This window comes from Corallococcus sp. AB045, from assembly GCF_003668895.1.
In the GTDB taxonomy this organism is placed as follows: domain Bacteria; phylum Myxococcota; class Myxococcia; order Myxococcales; family Myxococcaceae; genus Corallococcus; species Corallococcus coralloides.
In genome coordinates this window covers 1-25,589 of record NZ_RAWN01000074.1, presented here as the reverse complement: position 1 = coordinate 25,589, position 25,589 = coordinate 1, and the positions used below count along the sequence as shown (strand labels likewise).

The 25,589-nt window shown below is 69.4% G+C and carries 22 protein-coding genes; 2 read left to right on the top strand and 20 right to left on the bottom strand.

Going from position 1 to position 25,589, the window contains the following annotated elements; translation table 11 throughout:
• The first annotated feature begins 70 nt into the window (after positions 1-70).
• Positions 71-775, top strand: a complete 705-nt coding sequence (locus D7Y21_RS19250; protein WP_120567690.1) for a polyprenol monophosphomannose synthase — start codon at positions 71-73, stop codon at positions 773-775.
• 6 nt (positions 776-781) lie between these two features.
• Positions 782-1,417 carry a MarC family protein gene (locus D7Y21_RS19245; protein WP_120567691.1) on the top strand — a complete coding sequence of 212 codons (636 nt, stop codon included), beginning with the start codon at positions 782-784 and terminating at the stop codon, positions 1,415-1,417.
• Here the strand turns inward: D7Y21_RS19245 and D7Y21_RS19240 are convergent.
• The 20 genes from D7Y21_RS19240 to D7Y21_RS19145 all read right to left on the bottom strand — a co-directional run.
• The gene (locus tag D7Y21_RS19240) at positions 1,410-1,880 is read right to left on the bottom strand and encodes a hypothetical protein (RefSeq protein WP_121714895.1); all 471 of its coding nucleotides are present in this window, start codon (positions 1,878-1,880) and stop codon (positions 1,410-1,412) included. The genes D7Y21_RS19245 and D7Y21_RS19240 overlap by 8 nt on opposite strands.
• A gap of 8 nt (positions 1,881-1,888) precedes the next feature.
• On the bottom strand, positions 1,889-2,914 hold the full coding sequence (locus D7Y21_RS19235) for an OmpA family protein (protein ID WP_121714893.1): 1,026 nt from the start codon (positions 2,912-2,914) through the stop codon (positions 1,889-1,891).
• A 74-nt stretch (positions 2,915-2,988) separates the two neighbouring features.
• On the bottom strand, positions 2,989-3,792 hold the full coding sequence (locus D7Y21_RS19230; protein WP_121714891.1) for an LpxI family protein: 804 nt from the start codon (positions 3,790-3,792) through the stop codon (positions 2,989-2,991).
• A 30-nt stretch (positions 3,793-3,822) separates the two neighbouring features.
• Positions 3,823-4,599: an acyl-ACP--UDP-N-acetylglucosamine O-acyltransferase gene (lpxA, locus tag D7Y21_RS19225; protein ID WP_121714888.1), complete on the bottom strand. Its 777-nt coding sequence runs from the start codon at positions 4,597-4,599 to the stop codon at positions 3,823-3,825.
• A gap of 34 nt (positions 4,600-4,633) precedes the next feature.
• Positions 4,634-5,104 (bottom strand): 3-hydroxyacyl-ACP dehydratase FabZ, encoded by a 471-nt coding sequence (gene fabZ, locus D7Y21_RS19220; protein WP_014395495.1) that lies wholly within the window; start codon positions 5,102-5,104, stop codon positions 4,634-4,636.
• Positions 5,101-6,165: a UDP-3-O-(3-hydroxymyristoyl)glucosamine N-acyltransferase gene (gene lpxD / locus D7Y21_RS19215; RefSeq protein WP_120567760.1), complete on the bottom strand. Its 1,065-nt coding sequence runs from the start codon at positions 6,163-6,165 to the stop codon at positions 5,101-5,103. The genes fabZ and lpxD overlap by 4 nt, the downstream gene beginning before the upstream one ends.
• Positions 6,166-6,180: 15 nt before the next feature.
• Positions 6,181-6,747: an OmpH family outer membrane protein gene (locus tag D7Y21_RS19210; protein WP_120567696.1), complete on the bottom strand. Its 567-nt coding sequence runs from the start codon at positions 6,745-6,747 to the stop codon at positions 6,181-6,183.
• Positions 6,748-6,866: 119 nt separating this feature from the next.
• On the bottom strand, positions 6,867-9,338 hold the full coding sequence (gene bamA, locus D7Y21_RS19205) for an outer membrane protein assembly factor BamA (RefSeq protein WP_233592039.1): 2,472 nt from the start codon (positions 9,336-9,338) through the stop codon (positions 6,867-6,869).
• Positions 9,339-9,414: 76 nt separating this feature from the next.
• Positions 9,415-10,089: an ABC transporter ATP-binding protein gene (locus D7Y21_RS19200; RefSeq protein WP_120567698.1), complete on the bottom strand. Its 675-nt coding sequence runs from the start codon at positions 10,087-10,089 to the stop codon at positions 9,415-9,417.
• Positions 10,090-10,091: 2 nt separating this feature from the next.
• The gene (locus tag D7Y21_RS19195; RefSeq protein ID WP_121714886.1) at positions 10,092-12,461 is read right to left on the bottom strand and encodes an ABC transporter permease; all 2,370 of its coding nucleotides are present in this window, start codon (positions 12,459-12,461) and stop codon (positions 10,092-10,094) included.
• A 12-nt stretch (positions 12,462-12,473) separates the two neighbouring features.
• Positions 12,474-14,033: a lysine--tRNA ligase gene (gene lysS / locus D7Y21_RS19190; protein WP_121714884.1), complete on the bottom strand. Its 1,560-nt coding sequence runs from the start codon at positions 14,031-14,033 to the stop codon at positions 12,474-12,476.
• Positions 14,034-14,122: 89 nt separating this feature from the next.
• The gene (locus D7Y21_RS19185; RefSeq protein WP_120567701.1) at positions 14,123-14,503 is read right to left on the bottom strand and encodes an anti-sigma factor; all 381 of its coding nucleotides are present in this window, start codon (positions 14,501-14,503) and stop codon (positions 14,123-14,125) included.
• Positions 14,500-15,132: an RNA polymerase sigma factor gene (locus tag D7Y21_RS19180; protein ID WP_120567702.1), complete on the bottom strand. Its 633-nt coding sequence runs from the start codon at positions 15,130-15,132 to the stop codon at positions 14,500-14,502. Before D7Y21_RS19180 ends, D7Y21_RS19185 begins: the two co-directional genes overlap by 4 nt.
• Positions 15,133-15,288: 156 nt before the next feature.
• Positions 15,289-16,411 (bottom strand): peptide chain release factor 2 gene (gene prfB, locus D7Y21_RS19175; protein ID WP_233587644.1). Its coding sequence is split into 2 segments (ribosomal slippage): positions 15,289-16,341 and positions 16,343-16,411, totalling 1,122 coding nucleotides; the frame shifts between segments, so codons are not numbered across the junction.
• A 50-nt stretch (positions 16,412-16,461) separates the two neighbouring features.
• Positions 16,462-17,784 carry a DUF4105 domain-containing protein gene (locus D7Y21_RS19170; protein ID WP_121714882.1) on the bottom strand — a complete coding sequence of 441 codons (1,323 nt, stop codon included), beginning with the start codon at positions 17,782-17,784 and terminating at the stop codon, positions 16,462-16,464.
• 51 nt (positions 17,785-17,835) lie between these two features.
• Positions 17,836-18,717: an rRNA maturation RNase YbeY gene (ybeY, locus tag D7Y21_RS19165; protein ID WP_199735446.1), complete on the bottom strand. Its 882-nt coding sequence runs from the start codon at positions 18,715-18,717 to the stop codon at positions 17,836-17,838.
• A complete protein-coding gene (locus tag D7Y21_RS19160) occupies positions 18,714-21,227 on the bottom strand; it encodes an HD family phosphohydrolase (protein WP_120567704.1) in 2,514 nt (837 codons plus the stop codon). The genes ybeY and D7Y21_RS19160 overlap by 4 nt, the downstream gene beginning before the upstream one ends.
• 213 nt (positions 21,228-21,440) lie before the next feature.
• Positions 21,441-22,490, bottom strand: coding sequence for a PhoH family protein (locus tag D7Y21_RS19155; protein WP_121714879.1), 1,050 nt, complete (start codon positions 22,488-22,490; stop codon positions 21,441-21,443).
• 96 nt (positions 22,491-22,586) lie between these two features.
• A complete protein-coding gene (locus D7Y21_RS19150) occupies positions 22,587-23,705 on the bottom strand; it encodes a DUF4388 domain-containing protein (RefSeq protein ID WP_121714877.1) in 1,119 nt (372 codons plus the stop codon).
• Between the two features lie 3 nt (positions 23,706-23,708).
• The coding region (locus tag D7Y21_RS19145; protein WP_147469326.1) for a tetratricopeptide repeat protein at positions 23,709-25,589 on the bottom strand (1,881 nt) is incomplete at its 5' end.

Here is a 25,589-nt window from a genome sequence, read left to right as displayed (position 1 = left end):
CCGGAGAACCGACCGGGTTGGCGTCGGTTCTGCTGTTCCAGCGCCGGGTTTGGGGTATGTCCGCCGGGTCATGAACCGTGCGCTGGTCTGCATCCCCACCTACAACGAGCGGGACAACATCGGCCCCATCACCCAGGCGGTGCTGGCGGCGGACCCCCGTGTGGACATCCTCGTCGTCGACGACAACTCGCCCGACGGGACGGGGCAGCTCGCGGACGAGCTGGCCGCGAAGAACCCGCGCGTGCGCGTGCTCCACCGCGAGAAGAAGGAGGGCCTGGGCCGCGCGTACCTGGCCGCCTTCCGGTGGGCCCTGGCCGAGGGCTACACGTACATCCTGGAGATGGACGCGGACTTCAGCCACGACCCGCGCTACCTGCCCACCTTCCTGGACGCTGCGGAAGGCGGCGCGGACCTGGTGCTGGGCTCGCGCTACGTGGATGGCGGCGGCACGGTGAACTGGGGCGTGGGCCGGAAGATCATCAGCCGAGGCGGTTCGCTCTACGCGCGCAGCATCCTGGGCGTGGACGTGCGCGACCTCACCGGCGGCTTCAAGTGCTTCAACCGCCGCGTGCTGGAGAGCATCAACCTGGATGAGGTGCGCAGCACCGGGTACGCCTTCCAGATTGAGCTGACCTACCGCACCCTGCGCAAGGGCTTCACCGTGCGCGAGGTCCCCATCGTGTTCGAGGACCGGCGCGTGGGGCACTCGAAGATGAACAAGAAGATCTTCGTCGAAGCGCTGGGCATGGTCTGGAAGCTGCGCTTCACGGTCTAAAGCACCATGTCGACGTCCGGTATGGTGTCCACCTTCCTCGTGTCGCTGTCCGCCATCTTCTTCGTGGTGGACCCGATTGGCGTCGTGCCGCTGTTCCTGGCGATGACGGCGGGGGACACCAAGCAGCAGATCCGCAGCACCGCCCTGCGCGCCTGTCTGGTGGCGTGCGGGATGATGCTGTTCTTCGCCGTCTTCGGCCGCGTCATCTTCCAGGTGTTCGCCGTGTCGCTGGGCGCCTTCCGCGTGGCGGGCGGCATCCTGCTCCTGATTACCTCCCTGGACATGTTGCGCGCCCGCCCCTCCTCCACGCGCACCAGCCCCACGGAAGAAGAAGAGGGCGTGGTGAAGGAGGACGTGGCCATCGTCCCGCTGGCCATTCCGCTGCTCGCGGGGCCGGGCGCCATCGCCACCGCCATGGTGCTGATGGCGCGCTCCGGGACGTCCTTCGTGTCCGCGCTGCCGGTGGTCGCGGCGGTGGTGCTGACCTTCACCGCGACCTACTTCATCCTCAACGCGTCCAGCCTGGTGCAGCGGGTGCTGCGTCAGTCCGGCGTCGCCATCCTGGAGCGCGTGTCAGGGCTCATCCTGGCCGCCATCGCGGTGCAGTTCATCGCGGACGGGGCGAAGGACCTGCTCAAATAGCGTCCGCGCCCGCCACCCACACGGTGCCGTCCTTGCGCACGGTGCCCTGGGGACGGCCGTCCATGGTGAGGCGGTCCGGGCTGGAGCGCTGCGCGTCGTACGCGTAGCCGCCCTGGACCTCCTGCAGGTACACCACCACGGCGTCCACCACGTTCTCCTGCACGACCTTGAACGATTCGTTCGCGCACTGGGTGTCGCCGGTGAAGAAGCGCTCCAGCGAGGCCTCCTCCGGGTGGCGCACGTAGACGACCACGGGGGCCCTCTCCTCCTTGCCCTCGGCGACGAACTTCTGGATGGCCTTCGCGGGCGCGGGCTGGCGCATCAGCGCCTGGAGGAGCGTGCACTTCTCGTCCTCGGCCTGCACGCGCTGCTCGAGGGGGACCGAGTGCGCGCAGCCCACCGTCCCCAGCAAGCCCAGGCCCGCGACGGCGAGCGCCCAACGGATGCGAGGAAGTTCCACCATGTGACACCTCAAGGCTTGCGCCAGCGAGGGGCGAAGGGCGCGTTCGTCAGGGACGGGTCCTCCACCGCGATGATGTATTCGGCGCGGCGGTTGGCAGCCTCCGCCGTCTCGTCCGGCGTGGGCACCGCCGGGGACTGCTCACCAAAGCCCTCGTAGAACACTGGTACCTTCAGGCCCCGTTGGCGGAAGTAGGACGCGATGCTCTTCGCCCGCTTGAGCGAAAGCTCGCGGTTGTCGCTCGTGCTGCCCACCGTGTCGGTGTGCCCGAGCACGTACAGGCGCAGCGACGCCCAGCGGCCATACTTATTCAACGCCTCCGTGATGCTCTTGTAGCTGGCGTCCAGCTTGCCCTTCTCCGCCGGCGGAACGTCCGAGCGGCCGGAGGCGAAGGTCACCTCCTCATGCGGGATGTCCACCTGCCACGGGTAGAGGTCCACGCCCGTGTAGAAGTCGGAGGTGTCGTAGGCCCTCAGGCGGATGTGCATCACCTTGCCCTCCGCCGGCAGCCACTTCACTTCCAACGGCGTGCCCGCGGGCGCGCCCTTGAAGTCCACGTCGCCCGCGAAGGCCGTCTTGCCGGTGTCCATCTTCACCGTGACTTCCGTCTTCGCGGCCGGGCGCGACAACGTGAAGCGCAGCTTGCGGCCGGACACGTCCACGTCCTCCGGGCGCACCTCCATCTTCAGCGGGCCGTTGAGCTCCGTGTCGAACGAGAGAGGCATGCTTCCCGGCTCCGCCCCGCCCGGGAACCGCACGGTGAGCTCGCCCTCGTAGTGGAACTTCCCTTCCGGCTGCTCCAGGGCGACGCGGCGGGTGAGACCCGGCTTGCCGCCCCCCTTGAGCTCCACCGTCTTGCCGTCGCTGCGCTTGAGCTTCACCTCGAAGCCGTCGATGGGCTCCTCGATGTGGATGAGCAGCGCGGGCACGCCTTCACCCAGCGCCGCCTTGCCCTCCAGCGATACCCGGATGGCCTCCGCGGAGGCAGTGAGCGGCAGACCCAGCAGGGCCACGAGAGGTACGAGTCGGACGGACATGCGGCGTCAACCTCGGCGTCGCGGGAGGAGGTGGGGAGGCAACTCCAGCCCGGGGGAACGGATTCCCGGCGAGCCTACCGCACGCCCACCAGGGTGATGCCTCGCGCGGTGGCCCCCGCGAAGAGGGCGGGTGCGTCCAACAGCACCGTGCGCCCTACCTCCAGCGCCAGCACCCGGGCGCCTACTTCCTCCATGACCTCCAGCGTGCGGGGCCCCACGGCGGGCAAGTCGAAGCGCAGGTCCTGCTCCGGCTTGCAGCGCTTCACCACCACCGCGCCCGGGCCGCCCAGCTTCGCGCCCCGGCGGATGGTCTCGTCGGTGCCCTCCACGGCCTCCAGCGCCAGCACGTGGCCGTCCCGCACCACCACCGTCTGGCCCACGTCCGCCTGCCCCAGGAGCACCGCCACCTCCCTGCCGAGGGCCACGTCCTTCTCCTGCGCGGGCTTCAGCGCGGGGCCGGCCAGGTGCCCTTCGGGGCACAGCACCTCGCCCAGGAAGTCCGTGGGCGCGATGATGGTGATGCCCTGTGACTCGAAGTCCGCGGCCACCGCGCGCAGGAGCGCGTCGTCCCGGAAGCTGCGCAGGCGGGAGATGATGCGCACCGCGCCCAGGTCCGGCCGGGCCTCCGTGAGCGCTCGCACGCGGCCGATGCCGCCCGCCATGGCCGCCCGGGAGACACCCGCCTGGCGGAAGACCTTCTGGATGCGGCCCACCTGCCCCACGCGCACCCAGGCGAAGTGGCCGACCTCCTGCTCCAGCGCCGGGTCCGTCTCTCCCCGGTGCGCGGCCACCACCACCTCCAGGCCGCGCGCACGGGCGGCCCGCGCGAAGAGGAAGGGAAGCTGGCCGTTACCGGCGATGAGCCCGATGCGCTCCACCCACTCCCCTCCGTTCCCTCGTGAAAGGGCCTAGCGCGTGACGCCGCGCTTGCTCGTCTCCACGAACCGCACCAGGTGCTCCACTTCCGGGTGTCCGGAGAGCTCCCCGCGCAGCTGCGCGAGCGCATCCTGGAGCCCCAGCTTGGAGCGGAAGAGGATGCGGTAGGCCTCCTTCACGCGGCCAATCTGCTCCTCGGTGAAGCCGCCGCGCTCCAGGCCCACGGTGTTGAGGCCCACCAGCGTGGCCCGGTCCCCCTGCACGGTGCAGTACGGGGGCACGTCCATGGTGACCATGGAGCCGCCGGAGATGAACGCGTAGCGCCCCAGCCGGGTGAACTGGTGCACCGCCACGAGGCCCGAAATCTTCACCGAGTCCTCCACCACCACGTGGCCCGCGAGCGCGGCCCCGTTGGCCAGGAGGACCTCATTGCCCACGACGCAGTCGTGCGCGATGTGGCTGTTGGCGAGCAGCAGGTTGCGGTGGCCGAGGCGCGTGGCGCCGCCGCCGGCCACCGTGCCCAGGTTCACCGTGACGAACTCACGGATTTGATTCTCGTCGCCAATGACGAGCTCCGTGTCCTCGCCCGCGTACTTCAGGTCCTGGGGCGCCGCGCCCACGGAACAGAACTGGAAGAGGTGGTTGCGCTCTCCCAGGGTGGTGCGGCCCTCGATGACGACGTGCGGCCCGATGCGGGTGCCCGCGCCAATGACGACCTGGGGCCCGATGACCGAGAACGGCCCCACCTCCACGGTGTCGTGGAGCCGGGCTCCCGGATGGACGACCGCGGTGGGATGAACCTGCGCCATGTCCTTCTCTCCTCAGCAGCGCGAATGACGCGCCCTACGGCGCCGCGCTCTCGTCGCCCTTGGCTGCCTTGTTCTTGTCCACCACGGTGGCGAGGAACTCCCCTTCCGCCACCTTGGCGCCATCCACCGACGCCACACCCTTCGTCTTCCAGATGGCGCCCTTGTGGCGGATGACTTCAATGTCCAGTTGGAGCCGGTCTCCGGGCACCACCGGCTTGCGGAAGCGCGCGTTGTCCACGCCCATCAAGTACGTGACGAGCCGCGTCGGGTCCATGGCTTCCGTCTTATACGCAAGGATGGCCGTCGCCTGGGCGAGCGCCTCCAGGATGAGCACGCCCGGCATCACCGGGTGCCCCGGGAAGTGGCCGTTGAAGAAGGGCTCGTTGATGGTGACGTTCTTGTAGGCCGTGAGCTTCTGGCCCGGCACGATTTCCACCACCCGGTCCACCAGGAGGAACGGGTAGCGGTGCGGCAGCAGCGCCTGGATCTCGCCAATGTCCATCATCCGCCCTTCTCCTTCTCCAACAGCTCCACCCTCTTGCGAAGGGCGCGCACTTCCTTGAGCAGATCCGCCAGCTGCCCCGACGCGGCGCTGGCGCGCAGCCAGTCCTTGTGGGGGATGGCGGGGCTGCCACTGACGACCTGCCCGTCTGGAACGTCATGGGCGACGCCGGACTGCGCGCCGACCTTGGCCAGGTCTCCCACGCGGATGTGGCCCACCACGCCCACCTGCCCCGCGAGCACCACGCCGGTGCCCACCTCCGCCGAACCCGAAACACCCGCCTGCGCGCAGATGAGCGACAGCGGGCCCACGCGCACGTTGTGGGCGATCTGCACCAGGTTGTCGAGCTTCGTCCCGCGGCCCACCACCGTTTCACCCACCGTCGCGCGGTCGATGCAGGTGCAGGCCCCGACTTCCACGTCGTCCTCGATGCGGACGATGCCCACCTGGGGAATCTTGAAGTGGCGCGGGCCGTCCTCGCCCTCCGCGTCGAAGGCGAAGCCGAAGCCGTCCGCGCCCACCACCGACGAGGCGTGGAGGATGACGCGCGAGCCCACCACGCACCCCTCACGCACCGTGGCGTGCGGGTAGAGCACGCAGTCGTCGCCGACACGCGCGCCTTCACCGACGTAGGCGCCAGGGTGTAGCACCGTGCGGGCGCCGACGTGGGCGCCCTTCTCCACCACCGCCCCGGCCTTCACGGTGGCCTCCGGGTGCACCGTGGCCTCCGGGTGCACGTGGGCGGCCGGGTGGATGCCCGCGGCGGGCCGCGTGGCCGGGTGGAACAGGGCGAGGAGCTTCGCGTAGGCCAGGTGCGGGTTGGGCACCCGCACCAGGGCCACGCCGTCGCGAGCGGGCGCATCCGTCCCCACCAGCACCGCCGAGGCGCGGGTGGCCTCGAACTGCTTGCGGTAGCGGGGGTTGCCGTAGAACGACACCTCCCCCGGGACTGCCTCCTCCAGGCCGTTCAGGCCATGGACGAGCAGTCCGGGGTCGCCGAGGAGCTCACCCCGGACGTGGGTGGCGATGTCCCCCAGCCGGTGCGCGTTGGGTGCGGATGGCACGGGGGTGTCCAACGCCTACTTCTTGACCGGGGCGTCCTTGGCCACCGGCGCGGGCTTCTTGGAGGCGCTGTTGTTGTAGCTGCGCACGACCTCGTTGGAGATGTCGTACTGGGACAGCGCGAAGACGATGCCGGAGTCGCGCTTGTCCAGCACCATGCCCAGGCCGTCCCGCTCCGCGATGGACGCGATGACCTGGTCGATGCGGTTGACGATGGGCTCCATCTCCTGGCGCTCCTTGTTGGCGGCCTCGGCGCGGCTGCGCTCGTACTTCTGCGCCAGCTCCATCACCTTCTTCTGGAGCTCGGTGGCCTTCTGGGTGCGCGTGGCCTCGCTCATGGCGCTGGCCTGCTTGTCCAGGGTCTCCTTCTCCTTGCGGAGCGCCTCCTGCTCCTTGTCGATCTCCTTCTGGCGGTCCTCCAGCCACTTCTGGAGACGGGCCTTGGCGGCCTTGCCGTCATCCACCTCCAGCAGCACGCGCTGCAGGTCGACGTAGGCCACCTTGAGCTCGGCGGCCGAAGCGGCAACCGGGAGGGCGAGCGACAGGACAGCGGCGGCGGCCGCCAGGGTGCTTCGAAGCGACATGGGTCAAGGCTCCTCGGAAAGGGTGCTGCAGGCTCCGACGTCCGCCATCCCGGCCTGTTCACTTCCGCCCGGGTGGGGCGGAGGAGGACGTACCGGGAAGGCCTTGGGGTCAATGCCTATCAGAAGAAGTTACCGATCGTGAACTCGAACAGGATGGGGTCGTCCGACGGCCGCTTGGTCAGCGGGATTCCCCACTCGAAGCGCAGGGGTCCGATGGGCGAGAACCAGCGGAAGCCGAAGCCCGCCGAGTGGAAGAGGCCCAGCGGGAGCTTGTCCTGCCGGTCCTCGAAGAACCTCTCGTTTGAGCCGAAGGCATTGCCGGCGTCGTAGAAGAGCACGCCGCGCAGGCCGGCCTTCTCGAAGATGGGGAACTCCAGCTCGAAGTTGAAGATGAGCTGCTTGTTGCCGCCCACCCGGAACTCGGTGACGTTGGCGTCCGGGTTGTCCGCGCGCGGCACCAGCAGCGTGGGGCTGATGCTGCGCAGGTAGTAGCCGCGGATCGTGTTGATGCCGCCCACGTAGTAGAGCTCGCTGATGGGCAGCGGCTTGCTGGAGTCCAGCTGCTGCACGTAGCCCAGCGTGGCGTTCGTCTTGAAGACCAGGCCCAGCGGCAGGGGGAAGTACAGGCGCGAGTAGGCCGTGTAGCGGTTGAAGAGGAACGTGCCGCCCAGGAACGAGGGCGCCGTCTCCACCGAGCCGTAGTGGATGAAGCCGCGCGACGGGAAGAGGCGGTTGTCGCGCCGGTCGAAGGACACGGACAGGCGCAGCGCGCTGGTGACGCCGGACTGGAACTGGTTGGCGAGCAGCACCGCGCCAATGCCCTGCCCCGCCTGCACGTCCACGTACTCACGCGAGTAACCGACGGTGGCGAGCACGTCGTCCACCAGCTGGCGGCCCAGGGAGACGGTGCCGCCCGTGGAGTTGCGGATGAAGCCTTCGTAGTCCGCCTGCACGCGGAAGAACTCCGCGGACAAGAGGTAGTTCGTGTCCAGGAAGTACGGGTCGTAGAACGACAGCTGGACGAGGGAGCGCAGGCCCGAAATCTGGGCGGACGCGGACACGCTCTGGCCCCAGCCGAGGAAGTTGTTCTGCGACACCTGGGCCGTGAAGATGAAGTTCTCCACGTTGGAGAAGCCCAAGCCCACCTGGAAGGTGCCGGTGGCCTTCTCCTTCACCTCCACCTGCAACACGATGGCGTTGTCGGAGCTGCCCGGGTGCTGGGTGATTTCGACGGTCTCGAAGAAGCCCAGGGCGGTGACGCGCTCGCGGCTGCGCTTCACGCCGGTGCCGTTGTAGAGCTCGCCTTCGTAGACGCGCAGCTCGCGGCGGATGACCTTGTCGCGCGTCTTCGTGTTGCCGACGACGTCGATGCGCTCGATGTTGACGAGCGGGCCCTTCTGGATGTCGAAGGTGAGGTCCACCGTCCGGTCTTCCGCGTTCACGGAGGTGACGGGGTTGATGTTGGCGTACGCGTACCCCTTGTCGAAGTACACGTCGGAGATGGCGGAGATGTCCGTGGAGAGCTGGCCGCGGTTGAAGCGCTCCTTGGGGCGCGACTTCATCAGCCTCAGCAGCTCTTCCGGCGGCCGCTCCAGGTCGCCCGCGAAGTCGATCTTCCCGATGTCGTACGACTCACCCTCGGTGATGTGCAGGGTGATGTAGATGTCGCGCTTGTCCGCGGACAGCTGCACGGTGGGCTTGTCCACGCGCACGTTGATGAAGCCGCGGTCGTAGTAGGCGATCTGGATGACGGCGAGGTCGCGCTGGAAGGCCTCCTCGCGGTAGGTGCCCTCGCCGGTGAAGAAGGACAGGAAGCCGCCCTCCTTCGTAATCATCGTCGCCTTGAGCTCCTCCGGGGACACCTTCTCCGCGCCCTGAAGGATGATCTGCTTCACCATCACCTTCGAGTGCTCGTTGATGACGTAGACGACGTTGACCGCGGCGCCGCCCTCCACCGGATCCAGCCGGTACGTCACCTCCGCCAGGAAGTAGCCCTTCTCGACGTACTTCTCCTGGATCTTCTTCTGCGTGGCGCGCACGGCCTCGATGTCGAGGATGGCGCCGGCCTTGAGCTCCAGCTGTTCCTTCAGGTCCTCCGCGTTGAGCTCCTCGTTGCCCTGGAGCTGCACGGCGCGGATGGTGGGGCGCTCCGACACGCGCACCACGTACGCGATGCCGTTGGCCATGCGCTGCGCGAGCAGCTGCACGTCCGTGAAGTAGCCCAGGGCCCAGATGGCGCGGAGGTCCTCCGCGGAGCGGGTGAGCGGGTCACCGACCTTCGTGCGCAGGGCGCGGCGGACGGCCTCCGACTCCACGCGGCGGTTGCCTTCGATGCGGATCTCCACCACGCGATCCGACGAGGAGACGTTCGTGTCCTCGTCGTCCGGCGAGGTGGCCAGCGGCGCGTCCGCGCCCGAGGGCGAGCCTCCATCTGGAGGCGACACGGGCGTGGCGGCGGGAGTCGACGGGGGGACGACGGCGGGCGAGCCCGCGTCCACGTCCACCTGGGCGTAGGCAGAAACGGGCCCGAACGCCCACAGGGCGACCGCCAGCAGCGGGAGCAATGACTTGCGCAGAACGGTGAGCCTCAAGTGCAGTCCGGCCAGGAAAAGGCGGGGCAATGTACGGGATGGGGGGAGGGCCCCTCAATCCAAAAGCGAGCGGCCATCAGGCCTCCGACACCTGCCCGCCGGCCAGTCTCAGACGGCGGGGCATGGAGCGAGCAAGCGTCTCGTTGTGCGTGACGACGACGGCGGTGATGCCCAGGTCCCGGTTGACGTCCCGGAGGAGCTGGTGGATGCCCTCGCCTGTCGTGGGATCCAGGTTGCCCGTGGGTTCGTCCGCGAGCAGCACGGCGGGCTTGAGCACCAGCGCGCGCGCCAGGGCCACGCGCTGGGCCTCGCCGCCGGACAGCTCGCCGGGGCGGTGGTCCACGCGGCTGCCCAGGCCCACGCGCTCCAGGAGCTCACGGGCGTAGGCGTACGAGGGGCCGCGGTCCCTGCGCTGGATGAGCGCGGGCATGGCCACGTTCTCCAGCGCGGTGAACTCCGGCAACAGGTAGTGGCTCTGGAAGACGAAGCCGATGGTGCGGTTGCGGAACTCGGCGATCTCCGCGTCGTTCATGGAGAAGACGGACTTACCGTCGAAGAGAACTTCACCGGCGGCGGGGGCGTCCAACGTGCCCAGCACGTGCAGGAAGGTGCTCTTTCCCGCGCCGGACGCGCCAATCATGGAGACGAGCTCGCCGGCGTTGATGTCCAACGACACGTCGCGCAGCACGTCAATGCGCTTGCCGTGCAGGAAGTAGCTCTTGAAGACGTTGCGGATGGACAACAGCGCCATGGCTACTCCGCCTTCAGACCTTCTACCGGTTCCACGCTGCTCGCCTTGAGGGCCGGGTAGATGGACGCCAGGTAGGTGACGAGCACCGCGATGATCACCGCCAGCGCCGTCTGCACCGGTTCGATGCGCACCGGCAGCGCGGGGATGTAATAGACCTCCGGATCCAGCTTGATGCCGACCTTCTCGATGAAGAGGCACCACGCGAGGCCGGAGAACAGGCCCAGCACGCCGCCGGCCACGCCAATCTGGAGCCCTTCGGCGAGGAATATCTTCACGATGCCGCCGTCCGGGACACCCAGCGCCTTGAGGACGGATATCTCCTTCCGCTTCTCCAGCACCAGCATGATGACCGTGGCGACGATGAGGCCCGCGGCGACGATGATGATGATGGACAGGATGATGCCCATCACCAGCTTCTCCAGGCGCAGCGCGGAGAAGAGGTTCTTGTTCATCTCGCCCCAGTCACGCGCGCGGTAGGGGTAGCCGCCCAGCACGCGCACCACCTGGTTGGCGATGCGGCGCGCGTCGTCGATGTCCGCCACCTTCAATTCGATGCCCGTGGCGCCCTTCACCGCGAAGAAGTCCTGCGCTTCCTTGAGCAGGATGTAGACGAACTTGGAGTCGTACTCGTACATGCCCGAGTAGAAGACGCCCGCCACCCGGAACGCGCGGCTCTTGGGGATGGGCCCGGACGGCCCCAGCTCCGTGCCCAGGGGCGACACGACATTCACCCGGTCCCCCACCACCACGCGCAGCGACGCCGCCAGCTCCCGGCCGATGATGATGCCCGGCAGCACCGTGGGCTTCGCGGGCTTGGAGGGCTTGCCGATGATGGGGTCCTCCTCCTCGGCGTCCTTCCCGCCATCCGCGTCCTCCACCGCGCTGCTGGGGAGGATCTTCCCGGGCTGCTCCAGGTGGCCCAGGTCGCCGCCGGGCAGGATGTTCTGCGGCAGGTCCGTCACCGAGCCGACCGTGTTCGGGTCGATGCCCTTGATGATGACGCCGTCGACGTTGCCCTCCGAGGCGATCATCACCTGGTTGATGATGAAGGGCGTCTGGCCCACCACGCCGGGCACGCGCTTCACCTGCTGCATCACCTTGTCGTAGTCCGGCAAATCGCCTGCGTAGCGCGACACCACCGCGTGCGCGTTGGTGCCCAGAATCTTCTGCTGGAGGTCGGCCTCGAAGCCGCTCATCACGCTGAGCACGATGATGAGCGCCATCACGCCCACGCCCACGCCGCCCACCGACAGGGCGGTCATCATCATGGTGGGCGACTGCTCGTGCAGCTTCATCCGGTGCTGCGCGGACGCGGCGGCGAGCGGATCCGCCAGGCCCAGGGACTTCACGCGCGTGCGCTCCACGGCGGCCTCCGCCCCGCGGATGATGAAGTAGACGATGAGCGGCGGGATGATGCCGAACATCAGCACCGCGAGCGCGCCCAACAGCAGCGACGGGCGGAACACCGCCACGTGCCGGCGCGCGACGAAGAGCTCGAAGCCCAGCCGCAGGTCCACCCGGCCGCTGCCCGCCGCGATGAAGCCCGTGTTGATGCCCAGCACGAGCGCCAGCACCAGCGCGGCGAAGACGAGCCAGTACGCCAGCTCCGGCCGGCCGATGAGCCCCGCGACGTACGTCACCTCCCGCAGCCGGTAGCCCAGCGCCAGTTGCAGGGACGGCACGCGCTCCATCAGCGACAGGAGGATGGGCACCGGCAGGCCCAGGTAGAACACGCCGATGGTGGCTTCCGGGAACGACAGCCGCTGCGCCCGGGACGCGCCCACGAAGCCGGACGCGAACGCCACGCCCATGCTCACGATGAACGCGATGGCGAAGGCGATGGTGGGTGGCAGCGAAAGCCCCCCGCCCGCCTCGCGCGCCGCGCCGCCCAGGTCCGACGGCACGCCGCTGGAGAGGACGGTCTGGAGGAGCAGGAGCACCAGCTCCGCCAGGAGGATGCCGCCGCCGTAGGCGCCCAGCGTGCTCCAATAGAAGTCCCGGTAGCGCGCCAGGCGCGGGTACAGGGGCGCACCCGCGGCGGGGCTCGGCCCCTCACCGGAGGCCGGCGCGCGGCGGATGCCGGCGGCGATGAGGCCCCAGCCGGCCAGCCAGACGAGCGTCCCGGCCACCAGCGCCTTGGGGCCGGCCACGGCCGAGGCCTTCTGGGCGCCCAGGGCGAGCGCCCCGGCGTCGAAGGACTGGACGAGCCCGCCCCACCCCACGAAGGAGAGGCCCAGGGCGCCGGCCACCTCGGCCCACGCCTCGGACTCGGAGATGGCCACCCCCAGGAGGATGGCTCCCACGAGTGCCACGAGGGCGCCGGCCCACAGGAGGGGCCAGCGATAGTCGGTCTGCCGTTCGGCGGGGTGCACGAGGCCTCGTGGCTACTTCGCCAGCGGCTTGAGGAGGGGGAAGAGAATCACGTCGCGAATGCTGGCGGCGTCCGTGAACAACATGGCGACGCGATCAATCCCGATGCCTTCACCGGCCGTGGGCGGCATGCCGTGTTCCAGGGCGCGGATGTAGTCCTCGTCGTAGTCCATGGTCTCCTGCTGGCCCCGCTGCTTCGCGTCCAGCTGGGCCTGGAAGCGGCCCTTCTGGTCCAGGGGGTCGTTCAGCTCGGAGAAGGCGTTGGCGATTTCCCGGCCCGCGACGAAGAGCTCGAACCGATCCGTGATTTCCGGGTTCTGGTCGTTGCGGCGGGCGAGCGGCGAGACGGCGGTGGGATACTGGGTGATGAAGGTGGGATGGATGAGCGTGTGCTCGACGTGGGCCTCGAAGAGGGCGCCCACCAGCTCACCGTGGTTCATGGCGTCCACGGCGCGGCGCTCCGCCTCCGAGTGGACCGTCTTGAGCAGCTCGTGACGCAGGCGGTCCGCGTCCACCATGTCCTTGTCGGACAGGCTGGGGACGGCTTCCCGGACGGCCTCCGGCATGGGGATGCGCTTCCAGCCCTTGCCGAAGTCGATGGTGTGCTCGCCGTACTTCACCTTGGAGTCGCCGGTGACGTGGCGGGAGGCCTCCGCGAGCATCTCCTCCGTGAGGTCCATCAGGTCCTCGTACGTGGCGTACGCCTGATAGAACTCCAGCATCGTGAACTCCGGGTTGTGCCGGGTGCTGATGCCCTCGTTGCGGAAGTTGCGGTTGATTTCGTAGACGCGCTCCATGCCGCCCACCACGAGCCGCTTCAGGTAGAGCTCGGGCGCGATGCGCATGTAGAGGTCGACGTCGTACGTGTTGTGGTGCGTGACGAACGGCCGCGCCGCCGCGCCCGTCACCAGCGGGTGCATCATCGGGGTCTCGACCTCGACGAAGTCGCGCCCGTCGAGGAAGTTCCGGATGAACTTCACCAGCTTGCTGCGCTTCAGGAAGACCTGCTTCACGTCCGGATTGGAGACGAGATCCAGGTAGCGCTGGCGGTAGCGGACCTCCACGTCCGTGAGGCCGTGCCACTTCTCCGGCATGGGGCGCAGGGACTTGGTGAGCGGGATGAACTTCGTGGCCGCGATGGACAGCTCGCCCGTCTTGCTCTTGAAGACGGTGCCCTGCGCCGCGACGAAGTCACCCAGGTCGCACTGCTTGAAGACCTCGTAGAGGTCCCCCAGCGCGTCCTTCTTCACGTGCACCTGGATTTCGCCGGAGCGGTCGCGCAGCTTGATGAACGCGGCCTTGCCGAACGAGCGCATGGCCACGATGCGGCCGGCGACGTCCGCCTGGGGGGCTTCCTTGTCCAGGTCCTCGGCGGTCTTCTGGCCGTGGTCGTCGTGGAGCCGCTGCGCCACGTCCTTGGGCGCGTAGCCGTTGCCGTAGGGGTTGAAGCCGGCCTCGCGCCACTTCGCGGCCTTGTCCAACCGCTGCTGGTAGATCTCCTGCTCCTTGGAGCTGGAGTCCACCGCTTCGCCGCTCTTCTCACCTGGGGGGGTCTTGTTCTCGGTGTCGGCCATGACGCGCTCGTATGAAAGGCGCGGCACCGTAGCCAAGCCTCCCCCGGTACGCAACGCATCCCAGGGGGTGACGGCCCCGGAAATGACCGTCAGGAAGACATCAAGAGAAATGCGCCCACCGCCGCGGCCAGCAGCAGCGGGATGAGGATCTCCACTGGGAAGCGGTGCTGGGCATGCGCCAGGTGCAGGCCGCGCAGGCCGAAACGGCGCTGGCGGCGCACGCGGGCGGCCACGAGCGACGCGAGCGCGGGGGGGGCCTTCTCCCGCTCCACCGTGCGCACGCGCTCCACCGTGCGGGCGTACCGGTCCCACCCCTGGCGGCACTCCTCGCAGCCGTCCAGGTGGCTGCGGACCGCCTGCTCCTGGGGGGCGGCCAGCTGTTCATCGGCGAGCGCCAGGAACAGCGCCCTCGCCTCCCGGTGATCCAATCGCGGTTCCACGTCCGTTGACCTCCACCCGCCGCCGCTCATGGTTCGAAGCGCCCCAGCAGGTCCGCCAGCTTCTCGCGTGCCCGGTGGAGCCGGCTCTTCACGGTTCCCTCGGGCAGCTCGGTGATGTCGACAATCTCGTCGTAGCTCAGGCCCTCGATGTCTCGCAGCGCCACCAGCATGCGCGCATCGGGGTCCAGTTGGGAAATGGCCCGCTGCACCCGGGCCCGCTCACGCGCCGCGTCCAGGGCGGCGTCCGGCTGCGGCGGGGCTCCCCCGCCCTCCGCGATGGCGGCGGCGCTCGCCTCGTCGAAGACGTCCGAGCGGCCCCGCCCCCGGCGCTGGAGGTACTTCAGCCGGTTGAGGCAGTGGTTCTTGGAGATGCGGAACAGCCACGTGGACAGGCGCGCGTCCTCGCGGAAGCGCCGGACGTGCTGGTGCACGCTGACGAAGATCTCCTGCACCAGGTCGTGGGCCTCCTCGCGGTCGCCCACCATGCGGAAGCAGAAGTCGTAGAGGCGGTCCTGGTGCTGGTGCACCAGCGACTCGAAGGCCTCCGGGTCGCCGCGCCGCAGCCGGACGAGCAGCGCCTGTTCCTCGCGGCGCGGGTCGGCCAGGGCCTTGGGGGCCAGGGCCTGCTGTCCGACGTCGAGCACTCCGCCCGGTGCCACCCGCGCCTCCCCGTGTAGGGCCTACTCCATCCTACCGCACCGCCCTGCCCCGCCCCCTGACACCGGCCCCGGAAAAAAGTTCCCGGACATGGAAAACCCCTCCCGGACTCAAGGCCCGGGAGGGGTGGGATGCAGCCGGACGGGGCTTGCGAGCCCTTAGTCCGCGGCGGCGTTGCGGTTGGGGTTCTTCACGCCCAGGAGCTGCGCGGTGACGAACTCGTCCAGGTCGCCGTCCAGGACCTTGTCCACGTTGCCCGTCTCCACGCCGGTGCGCAGGTCCTTGACCATGCGGTACGGCGCCAGCACGTAGCTGCGGATCTGCGAGCCGAAGGAGATGTCCTTCTTGGCCGCCTCCGCCGCGTCGCGCTCGGCGTCGCGCTTCTTCATCTCCAGCTCGTACAGGCGGCCGCGCAAGATCTGGAAGGCCATGTCCTTGTTGGCCGACTGCGAGCGCTCCGTCTGGCAGGTGATCATGATGCCCGTGGGCAGGTGCCGCAGCTGCGCCGTGGACGACGTCTTGTTGACCTTCTGGCCACCCGCGCCACTGCCGCGGATGAACTTCAACTCGTAGTCCTTCTCCGGCAGGTCAATCTGGATGCTGTCGTCGACCTCCGGGTACACGTCCACGGAGGCAAAGGCCGTCTGCCGGCGCGCGTTGGCGTCGAAGGGGCTGATGCGCACGAGCCGGTGCACGCCCACTTCCGCCTTGAGGTAGCCGTAGGCGTTCTCGCCCTCGATGCGCAGCGAGACGTTCTTGAAGCCCGCCTCTTCGCCCGGCAACGCGTCGCTGATCTCGACCTTCCAGCCCTTCGTCTCACCGTAGCGCGTGTACATGCGCAGGAGCATGGCGGCCCAGTCCATGGAGTCCGTGCCGCCCGCGCCCGGGTTGATGTCCATGAAGCAGTTGCTGCGGTCCTGCGGGCCGGAGAGCATCCGCGCCAGCTCCAGCTTCGCGACCTCGCCCTCCAGCGACGCGAGCGTGCCTTCCGCCTCCTGCGCGCTCGCCTCGTCGTTCATCTCCGCCGCCAGCTCCAGCAGCGTCTGCGCGTCGTCCAGCCCGCGCAGCGTCTTGTCGAAGGCGCCCACGCTGGCCTCCAGCGTGGACTTCTCCTTCAGCAGGCCCTGGGCCTTGGTGTTGTCGTTCCAGAAGTCGGGCTGCGTGGAGTCACGCTCGATCAGCGCAATGCGGGACCGCTTGCGGTCGAGGTCAAAGATGCCCCCGGAGCGCGTTGAGGCGCTCCTTCAGGGCGTGGATCTTCTCCATCGAATCGTTCGCCATGGTGTTCGTCGTCTCCTTCGTTGCGAAACAGTTGGGAAAGCCGGGGTGTTTCAGGAGGCCTTGAGCGAGGACACCTGCGCATCCTGACGGGGCGGCGTGCGCGCCGTTCCTGGCACGAGCGCCCGGAGCCGGTCCAGCCAGAACGCGCCGGCCATGCCCAGGGAGATGGGCAGGATGAGCGCGATGGCGCGCCAGTTGTCCTGGTCGAACCAGGGCAGCACCTTGAGCACCAGCCCCAGCGCGCCCGTGGCCACGAGCAGGCTCCACACCCACTTGAGCCGCGCGCGCGCCTTCGCGCTGTTCCAGGTGAGGCGCAGGCCGTACGGCACGGCCAGGAGCGTCAGCGGGTTCGCGAGGAAGAGGTTCTCGTTGTGGTGCGTGACGACGTGGTTCGTGCCCACCCACATGATGACGAGCGCCAGTCCGGGGATGCCCAGCACCAGCCCCACCACCACGTTCTCCAGGCCCAGGAGGATGCGCGCCGCGCGGCTGCCCTTCTTCTCCCACGCGGCCAGGCCCAGCGCGGCGCCGCCCAGGAGCACACCCAGCGCGAGAATCCACGGACCGAAGTTCGGGGGCTGCGCGGGAGGCCGGGGGCGCGAGGGTGACGCGTAGTAGTCCCACTGCTTCTCCACCAGCGACACCGGCTGCCCGTCCGGGCCCGGCACCTTCAGCTCCGCCACCTGCTGCTCCAGCTCGTCCGGGAGGAAGGCCTCCTCGCGGCGGGTGATGGGCTTGTCGATGGAGTCATTCATCATGAAGTCGAGCAGGAAGCTCACGGGCGGGCTCACCGCCGTGTAGCGCCGCGTGTGCTCGCGCAGGGTCATGCGGGCCGGGGCCTTCTCCGCTTCGGACAGCCGGCCGCCCACGGCCACATCGATCATGTCGCGCAGCCGCGTGACGCAGTTGTCGCTGTAGTGCTCGTAGAGATAGTCGCGGTTCTCCGGCAGCACGTTGTCCGCCAGCTTCTTCGCCACCGTCACGCGCTGCTGCGGCGTGAGGTTGAGCTCCTGCACACGCACGTCGCGCCCCAGCGACTTGTAGAAGCGGAAGGTGCCGTTGACGCTCGACTCACCGACCCAGAACTCCAGGCGGCCCTTGGCGAAGCGCACCACCGTCTGGTCGTCGAACGAGTACATCCCGTAGTTGTAGAGCCGCTGCATGTTGCGGGCGCGGTCCTCCACCACCAGCGAGCCGTGGCCCCACCACGAGAAGACGTCGTCGCCGGGGCTGAAGGTCACCAGCCAGATGGACAGGTCCTCGCCCCGGCTCTCGCCCGTGCCCCACGGCGGCACCGACGCGGCGCGCGCGGGGGACGCGGACAGCAGGAGACCCAACAGGCTTGCGACGATGAGCGACGACAGGCGGGGCATCGTTCCATCCAACACGAGGCACGGGGGGCCGCAAGCCCCCCGGCGGGGATTTCAGATGAGCTTCGCGCGGCGGGCGCGCGAGTCGATGGTCAGCGAGTCCGCCACCATGCCTCGCTCACCCAGGAGCTGCTCCTCCAGGGCCGCCATGCGCTTCGCGTCGCGAGGCTTCTCATGGTCGTGCCCCAACAGGTGCAGGAGGCCATGCGCGAGGTAGCGGCCCATCTCCGACTCCAGCGTGCGGCCGTACTCCTTCGCCTGCCGCTTCGCGGTGTCCAGGGAGATGACCACGTCGCCCAGCGGGCGGGGGCCCGGGGTGCCCTTGGGCAGGTCGCCCGCGGGGAAGGACAGCACGTCCGTGGCCTTGTCCTTCTGCCTCCACGTGCGGTTGAGCCGGCGGATGGCCCGGTCCCCCACGAGCGACAGCGACAGCTCGCAGTCGGTGAGGCCCAGGCGCTTCAGGTAGTCGCGGGACCAGGTGGTGAGCAGGCGCTCGTAGTCCGCTCCCTGGCCGTGCGCCACCTGCACCGTCACGTGGTTGTCCGCGGCCTTCGCCTTGGGCGCCGGCTTCTCGATGTGCGCCAGCTCCACGCGGAACGCCGGGGCGCAGATGGACCAGTAGTCACACGCGCCCTGCGAATCGTTGCGGTACACCACGCGCTTGCCGCGCGGCACCAGGCCCACCTCGCCCGCGCCAATGCGCTCGCGCTTGCCGTCCACCACCAGGGTGAGCTCACCCGTGAGGACGAGCACCACCTCATCGAACTCCGGCATCTGCGCAGGTTCGCTCCAGCCCGGCGGCGCCCGCATGCGCGCCACGGACGCGGACTCCGTCTGCGTGCTGGCCACGCCGACGAACTCCTCGATGCGCTTGCCGTCGTCGCGCGGAATCACCTTGCCCTTGCGCAGCTTCACGCCCTCCACCTTGCGGCTCATGACATGCCCGCCGTTCGCACCTTCGTGTCCTTCGCTTCCGTCTTGGCGGGCGCGGGCGCCATCATCAGCGGCGCGCCTCCGCCCTTGCCCCCACCCATGGCGCCCGCCGGGTAGACGGGGCGCGTGTGGTAGATGCCCTCCAGCGTGTGCAGGAAGGACTGGGCGATGAGGTTCAGGTCCTTGAGCGTCAGGTCGCACTCGTCGAGCTGGCCCTCGGAGAAGATGATGTTGATGATCTTCTGCACCTGCGCCTGGAGCTTCGCGCTGGTGGGGTCCGGCATGGAGCGCGTGGAGGCTTCCACCGCGTCGGCGATCATCACCAGCGCCGCCTCGCGGAACTGCGGCTTGGGGCCCGGGTAGCGGTAGATGCTCTCGTCGATGGGGGGCGCGCCTTCCTTGCCCTCCTGCTCCTTCAGGGCCTTGTGGAAGAAGAAGCCCACCGTGCGCGTGCCGTGGTGCTGGGGAATCGCGTCCGCCACCAGCTTGGGCAGGCGGTACTGCCGGGCCATCTCCAGGCCCTCCGTCACGTGGCGCTTGATGATGACCGCGCTCATCGCGGGCGCCAGCCCGTCATGCCGGTTCTCCCCCTTCTGGTTCTCCCCGAAGTAGAGCGGGTTCCGGCCCTTTCCGATGTCGTGGTAGTACGCGCACGAGCGAGCCAGCAGGGGGTTCGCGCCAATCGTCTCCGCCGCGTTCTCCACCAGCGTGCCGATGATGATGGAGTGGTGGTACGTGCCGGGCGCCTGGACGATGAGCTCCTTGAGCGCCGGGTGGTTCAGGTTCGCCAGCTCCAAAAGCTTGATGTCCGACGCGTAGCCGAACGTGGCCTCGATGAGCGGCGTCAGCGCCATCACCATGACCGGCACGGCGAGCGCGGTGCCGAAGAACGCGCACACCGCGGTGATGAGCGTGTCCCCGGCCAGGCCCTTGCCCTCCACGAGGAACAGGAAGAGCACCGCGATGAGGTTGGCCACGCCGGTGACGAGGCCCGCGCGGAAGATGCCCACGCGGTCCTTCGCCTTGACGATGCGGTCCGCCGCCACCAGCGAGCCCACCAGCGTGTAGATGCCGAACGCCAGCGAGTTGCCCAGCATCACGCCCGCGAGGCACGCGATGACCATGGCGAAGAACAGCGCCAGCTCCTGCGTGAGGATGAAGCGCACCAGCATGGCGCCCGCCGCCACCGGGAAGGCGTAATAGAACGCTTCGATGGGCAGCGCCGTGTAGCGGTCCTGCACCGCGTCCGCGATGGACACCCAGACCTGGAGCAGGCCCAAGAGGCCCACCAGCAACAGGCCCAGCAGCACGCCGTCCTTGCGCGTGGGGCGGAAGCGGCGGAAGGCCGCGCGGCAGAAGCCGTAGAAGGCCACCACCAGCAGGGCCACCAGGCCCGTGCCACCCACCTGCAACTGGAGCAGGTCCAGGCGGTCCGTCTGCGCGCGCATCCCACGCAGCATGACGAGGTGCGTTTCGTTGACGAGCTCGCCGTCGCCGATGACGCGCTGGCCCTTCTTGATGGCGATGACGGCGTCCTTCACCGCGTCGCCCGCGAGCCGGCGGCGAAGGTCCGTCTCCGCGATGTTGATGGTCAGGCTGGGGCGCACGAGCCGCTTGGCGATTCTCAGCACCGCGCGGCGCTGCACCGCCGGGGCCTCCGGCATCACGTTGCCGGGCACGGAGGCGAACCGGTCCTGCTCCTGGTGCGCCTCCCGCATGTCCACCACCTGGGCGGCGCCCGCGGGCAGCGTCTCCTCGTTCTTGTGCTGCACGTCGCGCACGGTGAGGCCCTGGGGCGCCTCACGCACCAGCTCATCCCGCGAGCCGGCCACGTACACCTGGCTGCCGTCCGCGCGGTAGGCCCGGTCGAGCAGCACCAGGGTGGCGGTCTCCGCCTCCTCCGAGAAGCCGTTGGCGACGAGCGCCTGGAAGTCCTCCGACTCCAGCCCCGCGTCCCGCTGGCCGATGAGCTGCTCCTGGAACCGGGCCTGCATCTCCTCGCGGTCGCGGCGCTGGCGCTCCAGGGCCTCCGGGGTGAGCGGCGCGGGGCGGCGGCGCCTGGCCTGGCCCTCCTCCTGCGGAGTCTCCTCGGCGCGGGCGTCCTTCTCCTCCTCCAGGTGCTCGCGCGCGGAGGCAAAGGCCGCGCGCACGGACGTGCGCAGGTTGCCCACCACCGCCGGGTTGAGGTCGTACACCGGGCGCACGGCGCTCCGGGCCTCGCGGCGGCGCTGCTCCGTCATCGACTGGTGGACGATGTCGTAGTCGCGCGCGGCCTTGAAGCCGGCGGGCGAGTTGGCCCGGAAGGGCTTGCCCAGGTTCTCCTCGGTGAGCGCCGGAATCTGCTGGCTGTAGAGCCCCGGGGAGATGACGAAGCCCGCTCCCACGGAGACGACGAGCAGCAAGAGGGCCTGCACGACGCGCCGGCCCCACTCCCCACGCCGCCCGAGCCCCAGGCGGACCGCGAGCGCGTCCAGCGGACTGGGCCCGGGGGTTGGTGATTCGGGATCGGCCATGGGGGAACTCCTACCCTGCGAAGACGTCAGGCTCCCTAGAAGGAAGCAGCGACGGGGAAAATTCGTGAGGGTGGGACAGCCGCCGCCTGGACGCCAGTTCGCTCTGCGAAATTTGCGGGTAAGCCAACAGGCAGCAGTGTAGGCCACCCAACGACTCCACCCCCGTCCCGGCGCAAGGCTGGGAGCGGGGGTGGTGGGTGCGGCGTCACGACTTCAGGACTCCGAGCCTTCCGCCGGAGGGGCGGCGGCCTGGGCCTCCTTCTGGGCGGCCTCGGAGCGCTCGTAGGCGCGGATGACCTCCTGCACCAGGGGGTGGCGCACGACGTCCACGTCGGAGAACTCCGAGAAGTGGATGCCTTCGATGTTCCGCAGCACGGAGCGCGCGTGGTTCAGGCCGGACAGCTTGCCCGTGGGCAGGTCCACCTGGGTCACGTCGCCAGTGATGACCGCCTTGCTGTTGTAGCCCAGGCGGGTGAGGAACATCTTCATCTGCTCCACGGTGGTGTTCTGCGCCTCGTCGAGGATGACGAAGGCGTCGTTGAGGGTGCGGCCGCGCATGAACGCGAGCGGCGCGACCTCCACGACGCCCTGCTCCACCAGGTGCTGGGCGCGCTCCACGGCCATCATGTCGTGCAGCGCGTCGTAGAGCGGGCGCAGGTACGGGTTCACCTTCTCCGCCAGGTCGCCGGGGAGGAAGCCGAGCTTCTCACCGGCCTCCACGGCGGGGCGCGCCAGGATGATGCGCTTGACCTTGCGCTCCTGGAGGAAAGCGACCGCCATGGCCATGGCGAGGTACGTCTTGCCGGTGCCGGCGGGGCCCACGCCGAAGACGATGTCGTGGGCGCGGATGGCGTCCACGTAGCGCTTCTGCGCGATGCTCTTGGGGGCGATCTGCCGGTTGCCGGAGCTCTTGAGGACGGTGCCGAGCATGACCTCCTGCAGCGACTCCGAGCCGCGGCCCAGGACCTTGATGGCCTGCTCCACGTCCTCCCGGTAGACGGTGCGCCCGGCGCGGATCATCTCCTCCAGGTTCTCCACCAGACGCACGGCGAAGGCGACCGCGTCCGCGGGCCCCGAGAGAAGCAGCTCCGTACCGCGCTGCCCCACCCGGACCCCCAGGCGCCGCTCCATCAGCTTGAGGTTTTCGTTCTGGTTTCCGCAAAGGGCCTGGGTCGTCTCGTTGTCACGGACGTCCACCTTGGCGGAGGTGGGGGTGGTTTCAGCGCGAGCTGCGGGCACTTCCAGCGTGGCGGGATTTCGCAATGCGCGTCATTCCTCGTTCAGTGATCGCTCGCCCTCAATTTAACGCCGCCCCTCCCCCCTCGCCCGCCATCTCTCGACGGCGAGCCTGCCCGCGGGCTAGCGCACGGGCGGTAGGAGGATGAACTGCCGGGCGGCCGTGCGGCGGTAATAGTACTCCTCCCGCCACGGGTAGCGCAGTTCCTCCGGACCCAACAATCCGGCATCCACCAAAGCATCCAACCGTTCGGGGAGGGTTCCCTTCTCCAACTGGAACACCTCCAGCGCGGCCTCGATGCGGACGCGCTGCGCGTGGGCAATCTGACGCTGGGCCGCGGGATCCCCCAACCGGGAGGCGCCGGGCTCGTGCCCGCTGCCCCCGACCCAGCGGGACGCGATGAAGGCCAGGCCCGCGATGACCGCCATGGTCACCGCGATGCGGCCCAGGGGGCCAGCCACCCGGGCGAGGAAGCGGGTGTCCTCCGGCACGGGCGCGCGGCCCTCCGGGTCGATGGCGCGCACGTAGTCGCCCTTGACCAGGTTGTAGAGCGCCTTGCAGGTCTCGAACTCGCCCAGGCCGCAGAGGTCCACCATGCGGCGCAGGTCGCGCCCCACGGCGATCTCCTCGTAGACGTGGCGCTCCGACGGACCGATGACGCCCAGCTCTCCGCCCTCGTCTGCGTGGGCGCGGGGCGGCGGGAGCGCCTTGACGCGCTCGAAGGTCATGTCGTCGCGGTGGATGCGCTTCCGGATGACGGGCCACTCGTCCACCATCCGGAAGCCCTCCATCAGCACCGTCTCCGCGCGCAGCGGGGTGATGCCTTCGGGGCCGGGCTCCACGGGCTCCTGGATGAATTCGTAGGTGCCCGCCTTCCAGGTGAAGAGGCGGTAGAGCGTCTCCGTCACCTGGAGCTGCGCCATCTGCTGGAAGCGCTCCGCGGTGAGGGCGTGGCTCTGCACCAGCACGTCGCCCAGCCGCTTGAGGGTGCGCTTCTGGACCTCCAGCGCGGCCTCCAGTTGCGTCTCCGTGATGATCTCGGCGCGCACCAGCATGGCGCCGATGAGCTCCTTGCGCTTCCGGGTGAGGCTTTCGGCCTTGATGATGTGGCCGTCCTGGAAGCCGACGCGCACCTCCTGGTCCTTGTTGCGCAGGTGGAGCGTGCCCGTCTTCTGCTGCTGGCCAATCAGCTGCAGGATGTCACCGATGCCGAAGTCCTTGAGGGTGCCCTTGAGGGCCATGGCTCAGGCCTCCCCCCGCTGATGGCGGCGCAGGCCGCGCAGGGTCAGCAGGTAGACGAAGAAGAGGACCGTGCCCGCGGGCACGAGCTTGAGGTACAGCGGCGCGTCGCCGTAAGGCGTGCGGACGAGGCCCCGGTGGAGCACCAGCGCGGCCACGGCGAAGCTGAACAGGAAGGCATAGAGGGCGCCCCGCACCGGCAGGCCCGTGCCCACGTGGCCCGCGCCGGACACCAGGCTGCCCAGCGCGTACGTCACGCGCTTGGTCCAGGCATGGTGGCGGTCCACCTCGCCCTGCTTGCGCGAGCGGAACTCCTTGGGCACCTGGCTCTTGCGCGCGTAGACGTGGACGCACTGGCCGCACATCGCGCCGCCCACGGACAGGTCCTTGTCGCAGCGGAGGCAGACGGCGTTTCCGCACCGCTCACAGCCGCGCGAGGCCTTCATGCGCCAGGAGGCTTCCCCGAAGACGGCGACGAGCGCCGCGAGCGCCGCGGTCAGCCCCCAGCCCACCGGGCCCGCCGGCAGGATGGGTGACAGCCACCGGCCCACCTGGTCCTCCACGCGGGCGCCCTCCTGGGTGCCGTCCGCCAGGCCCATCCAGTCGCGCTCCGGCACCGTTGGCGCCAGCAGCAGGAGGTTGAGCAGGGGGCGGTCCTCCGGCGGCGGATCCCGGCGCAGGAGCGAGTTGTCCAGGGCCTGCGCCTGGGCGATGGCGGAGGTGGAGCGGTCCAGCTCCTTGCCCAGCTGATCATCCGGCAGGAGCCGGGCCCGGCGCCGGTACACCTGCCCCAGGTTGTAGTGCGGCGCCGCCATGGACGGATCCGCCTTGGACGCCTGCGTGTAGAGGAGCACCGCGCCGTCCACGTCGCCCAGACCCATCAGCGCGTTGCCGAAGCGCGTGAGCATCCGCGCGTCGCCTGACTTGAGGGCGGAGGCGGCCTTGAAGTCCGCCCGCGCCTCTTCCAGCAGGCCCCGGCGCGCTTCGTACCAGGCGAGCGCACCCAGCTCCTGGAAGCGGGCGGTGCGTGCCTCCGCGCGAGCGCGCACGCGGGCCGCCGCGCCCTCCGCGGACAGGCCCCCGCGCTCCAGGAGATAGACGTCCTCCGCGGGCGTGCCGGCGAACACGGTGAAGCGCGTCAGCGTCCCCGCGGCGAGCGGCATCACGCCCAGGCCCATCAGCAGCACGGCGGCCACCCAGCGCTCGGCGCGGCCCACGTACAGCGCGACCGAGGCGAAGAGCAGGAGCAGCACCGGCACCAGGCCCGCGCCCAGCACCGCGGGCAGCGCCAGGAGCATCACGCCCAGGAGCCCGGACTGCCAGTGCGTCACCGCCCGGGGGAACAGGTGGTGGAAGTCGTGAAGCGCGTAGCGGATCCGCCGAAGGAAGAGCACCGCGACCACCGCCACCGCCGTGGCCGCCCACGCCGCGAGCACCAGCACGCCCAGGTCCGTGAGCGCGGGCCGGCGGTAGCGGGCGTCTCCGAGCAGCGTCACGAGGGCGGTCTTCCACTCGCCCAGCCCGCGCGGCACGTTCAGCGGATCCTCCACCACGTACGTCTCCGCCCGGGCGAAGCGCGCGGCGGGCAGCCCGGGCGACAGGGCCACGGCCACGTCCAGGAGCGCGAGCGCGCCCTTCAGGTCCCCGGCGCGACGGCGGACCCCGGCCTCGCGCACGAAGCCCATGCTCAGGGGTTCCAGGTCGGAGGCGAGCACCTCCTCGCGCAGCGTGAGCAGCTCCTTCTGGGCGGCTCCCGCCGCGGCCAGGTCGTTGCGGGAGCGGGCCGCCTTCCACTTCTCCCAGACGGCCAGCAGCTCCGCGTCCGTCACCTTCGGCGCCATCACCGGGGTGACGGCGCCGAAGGTGACGGACGCGGAGCTGCTGGC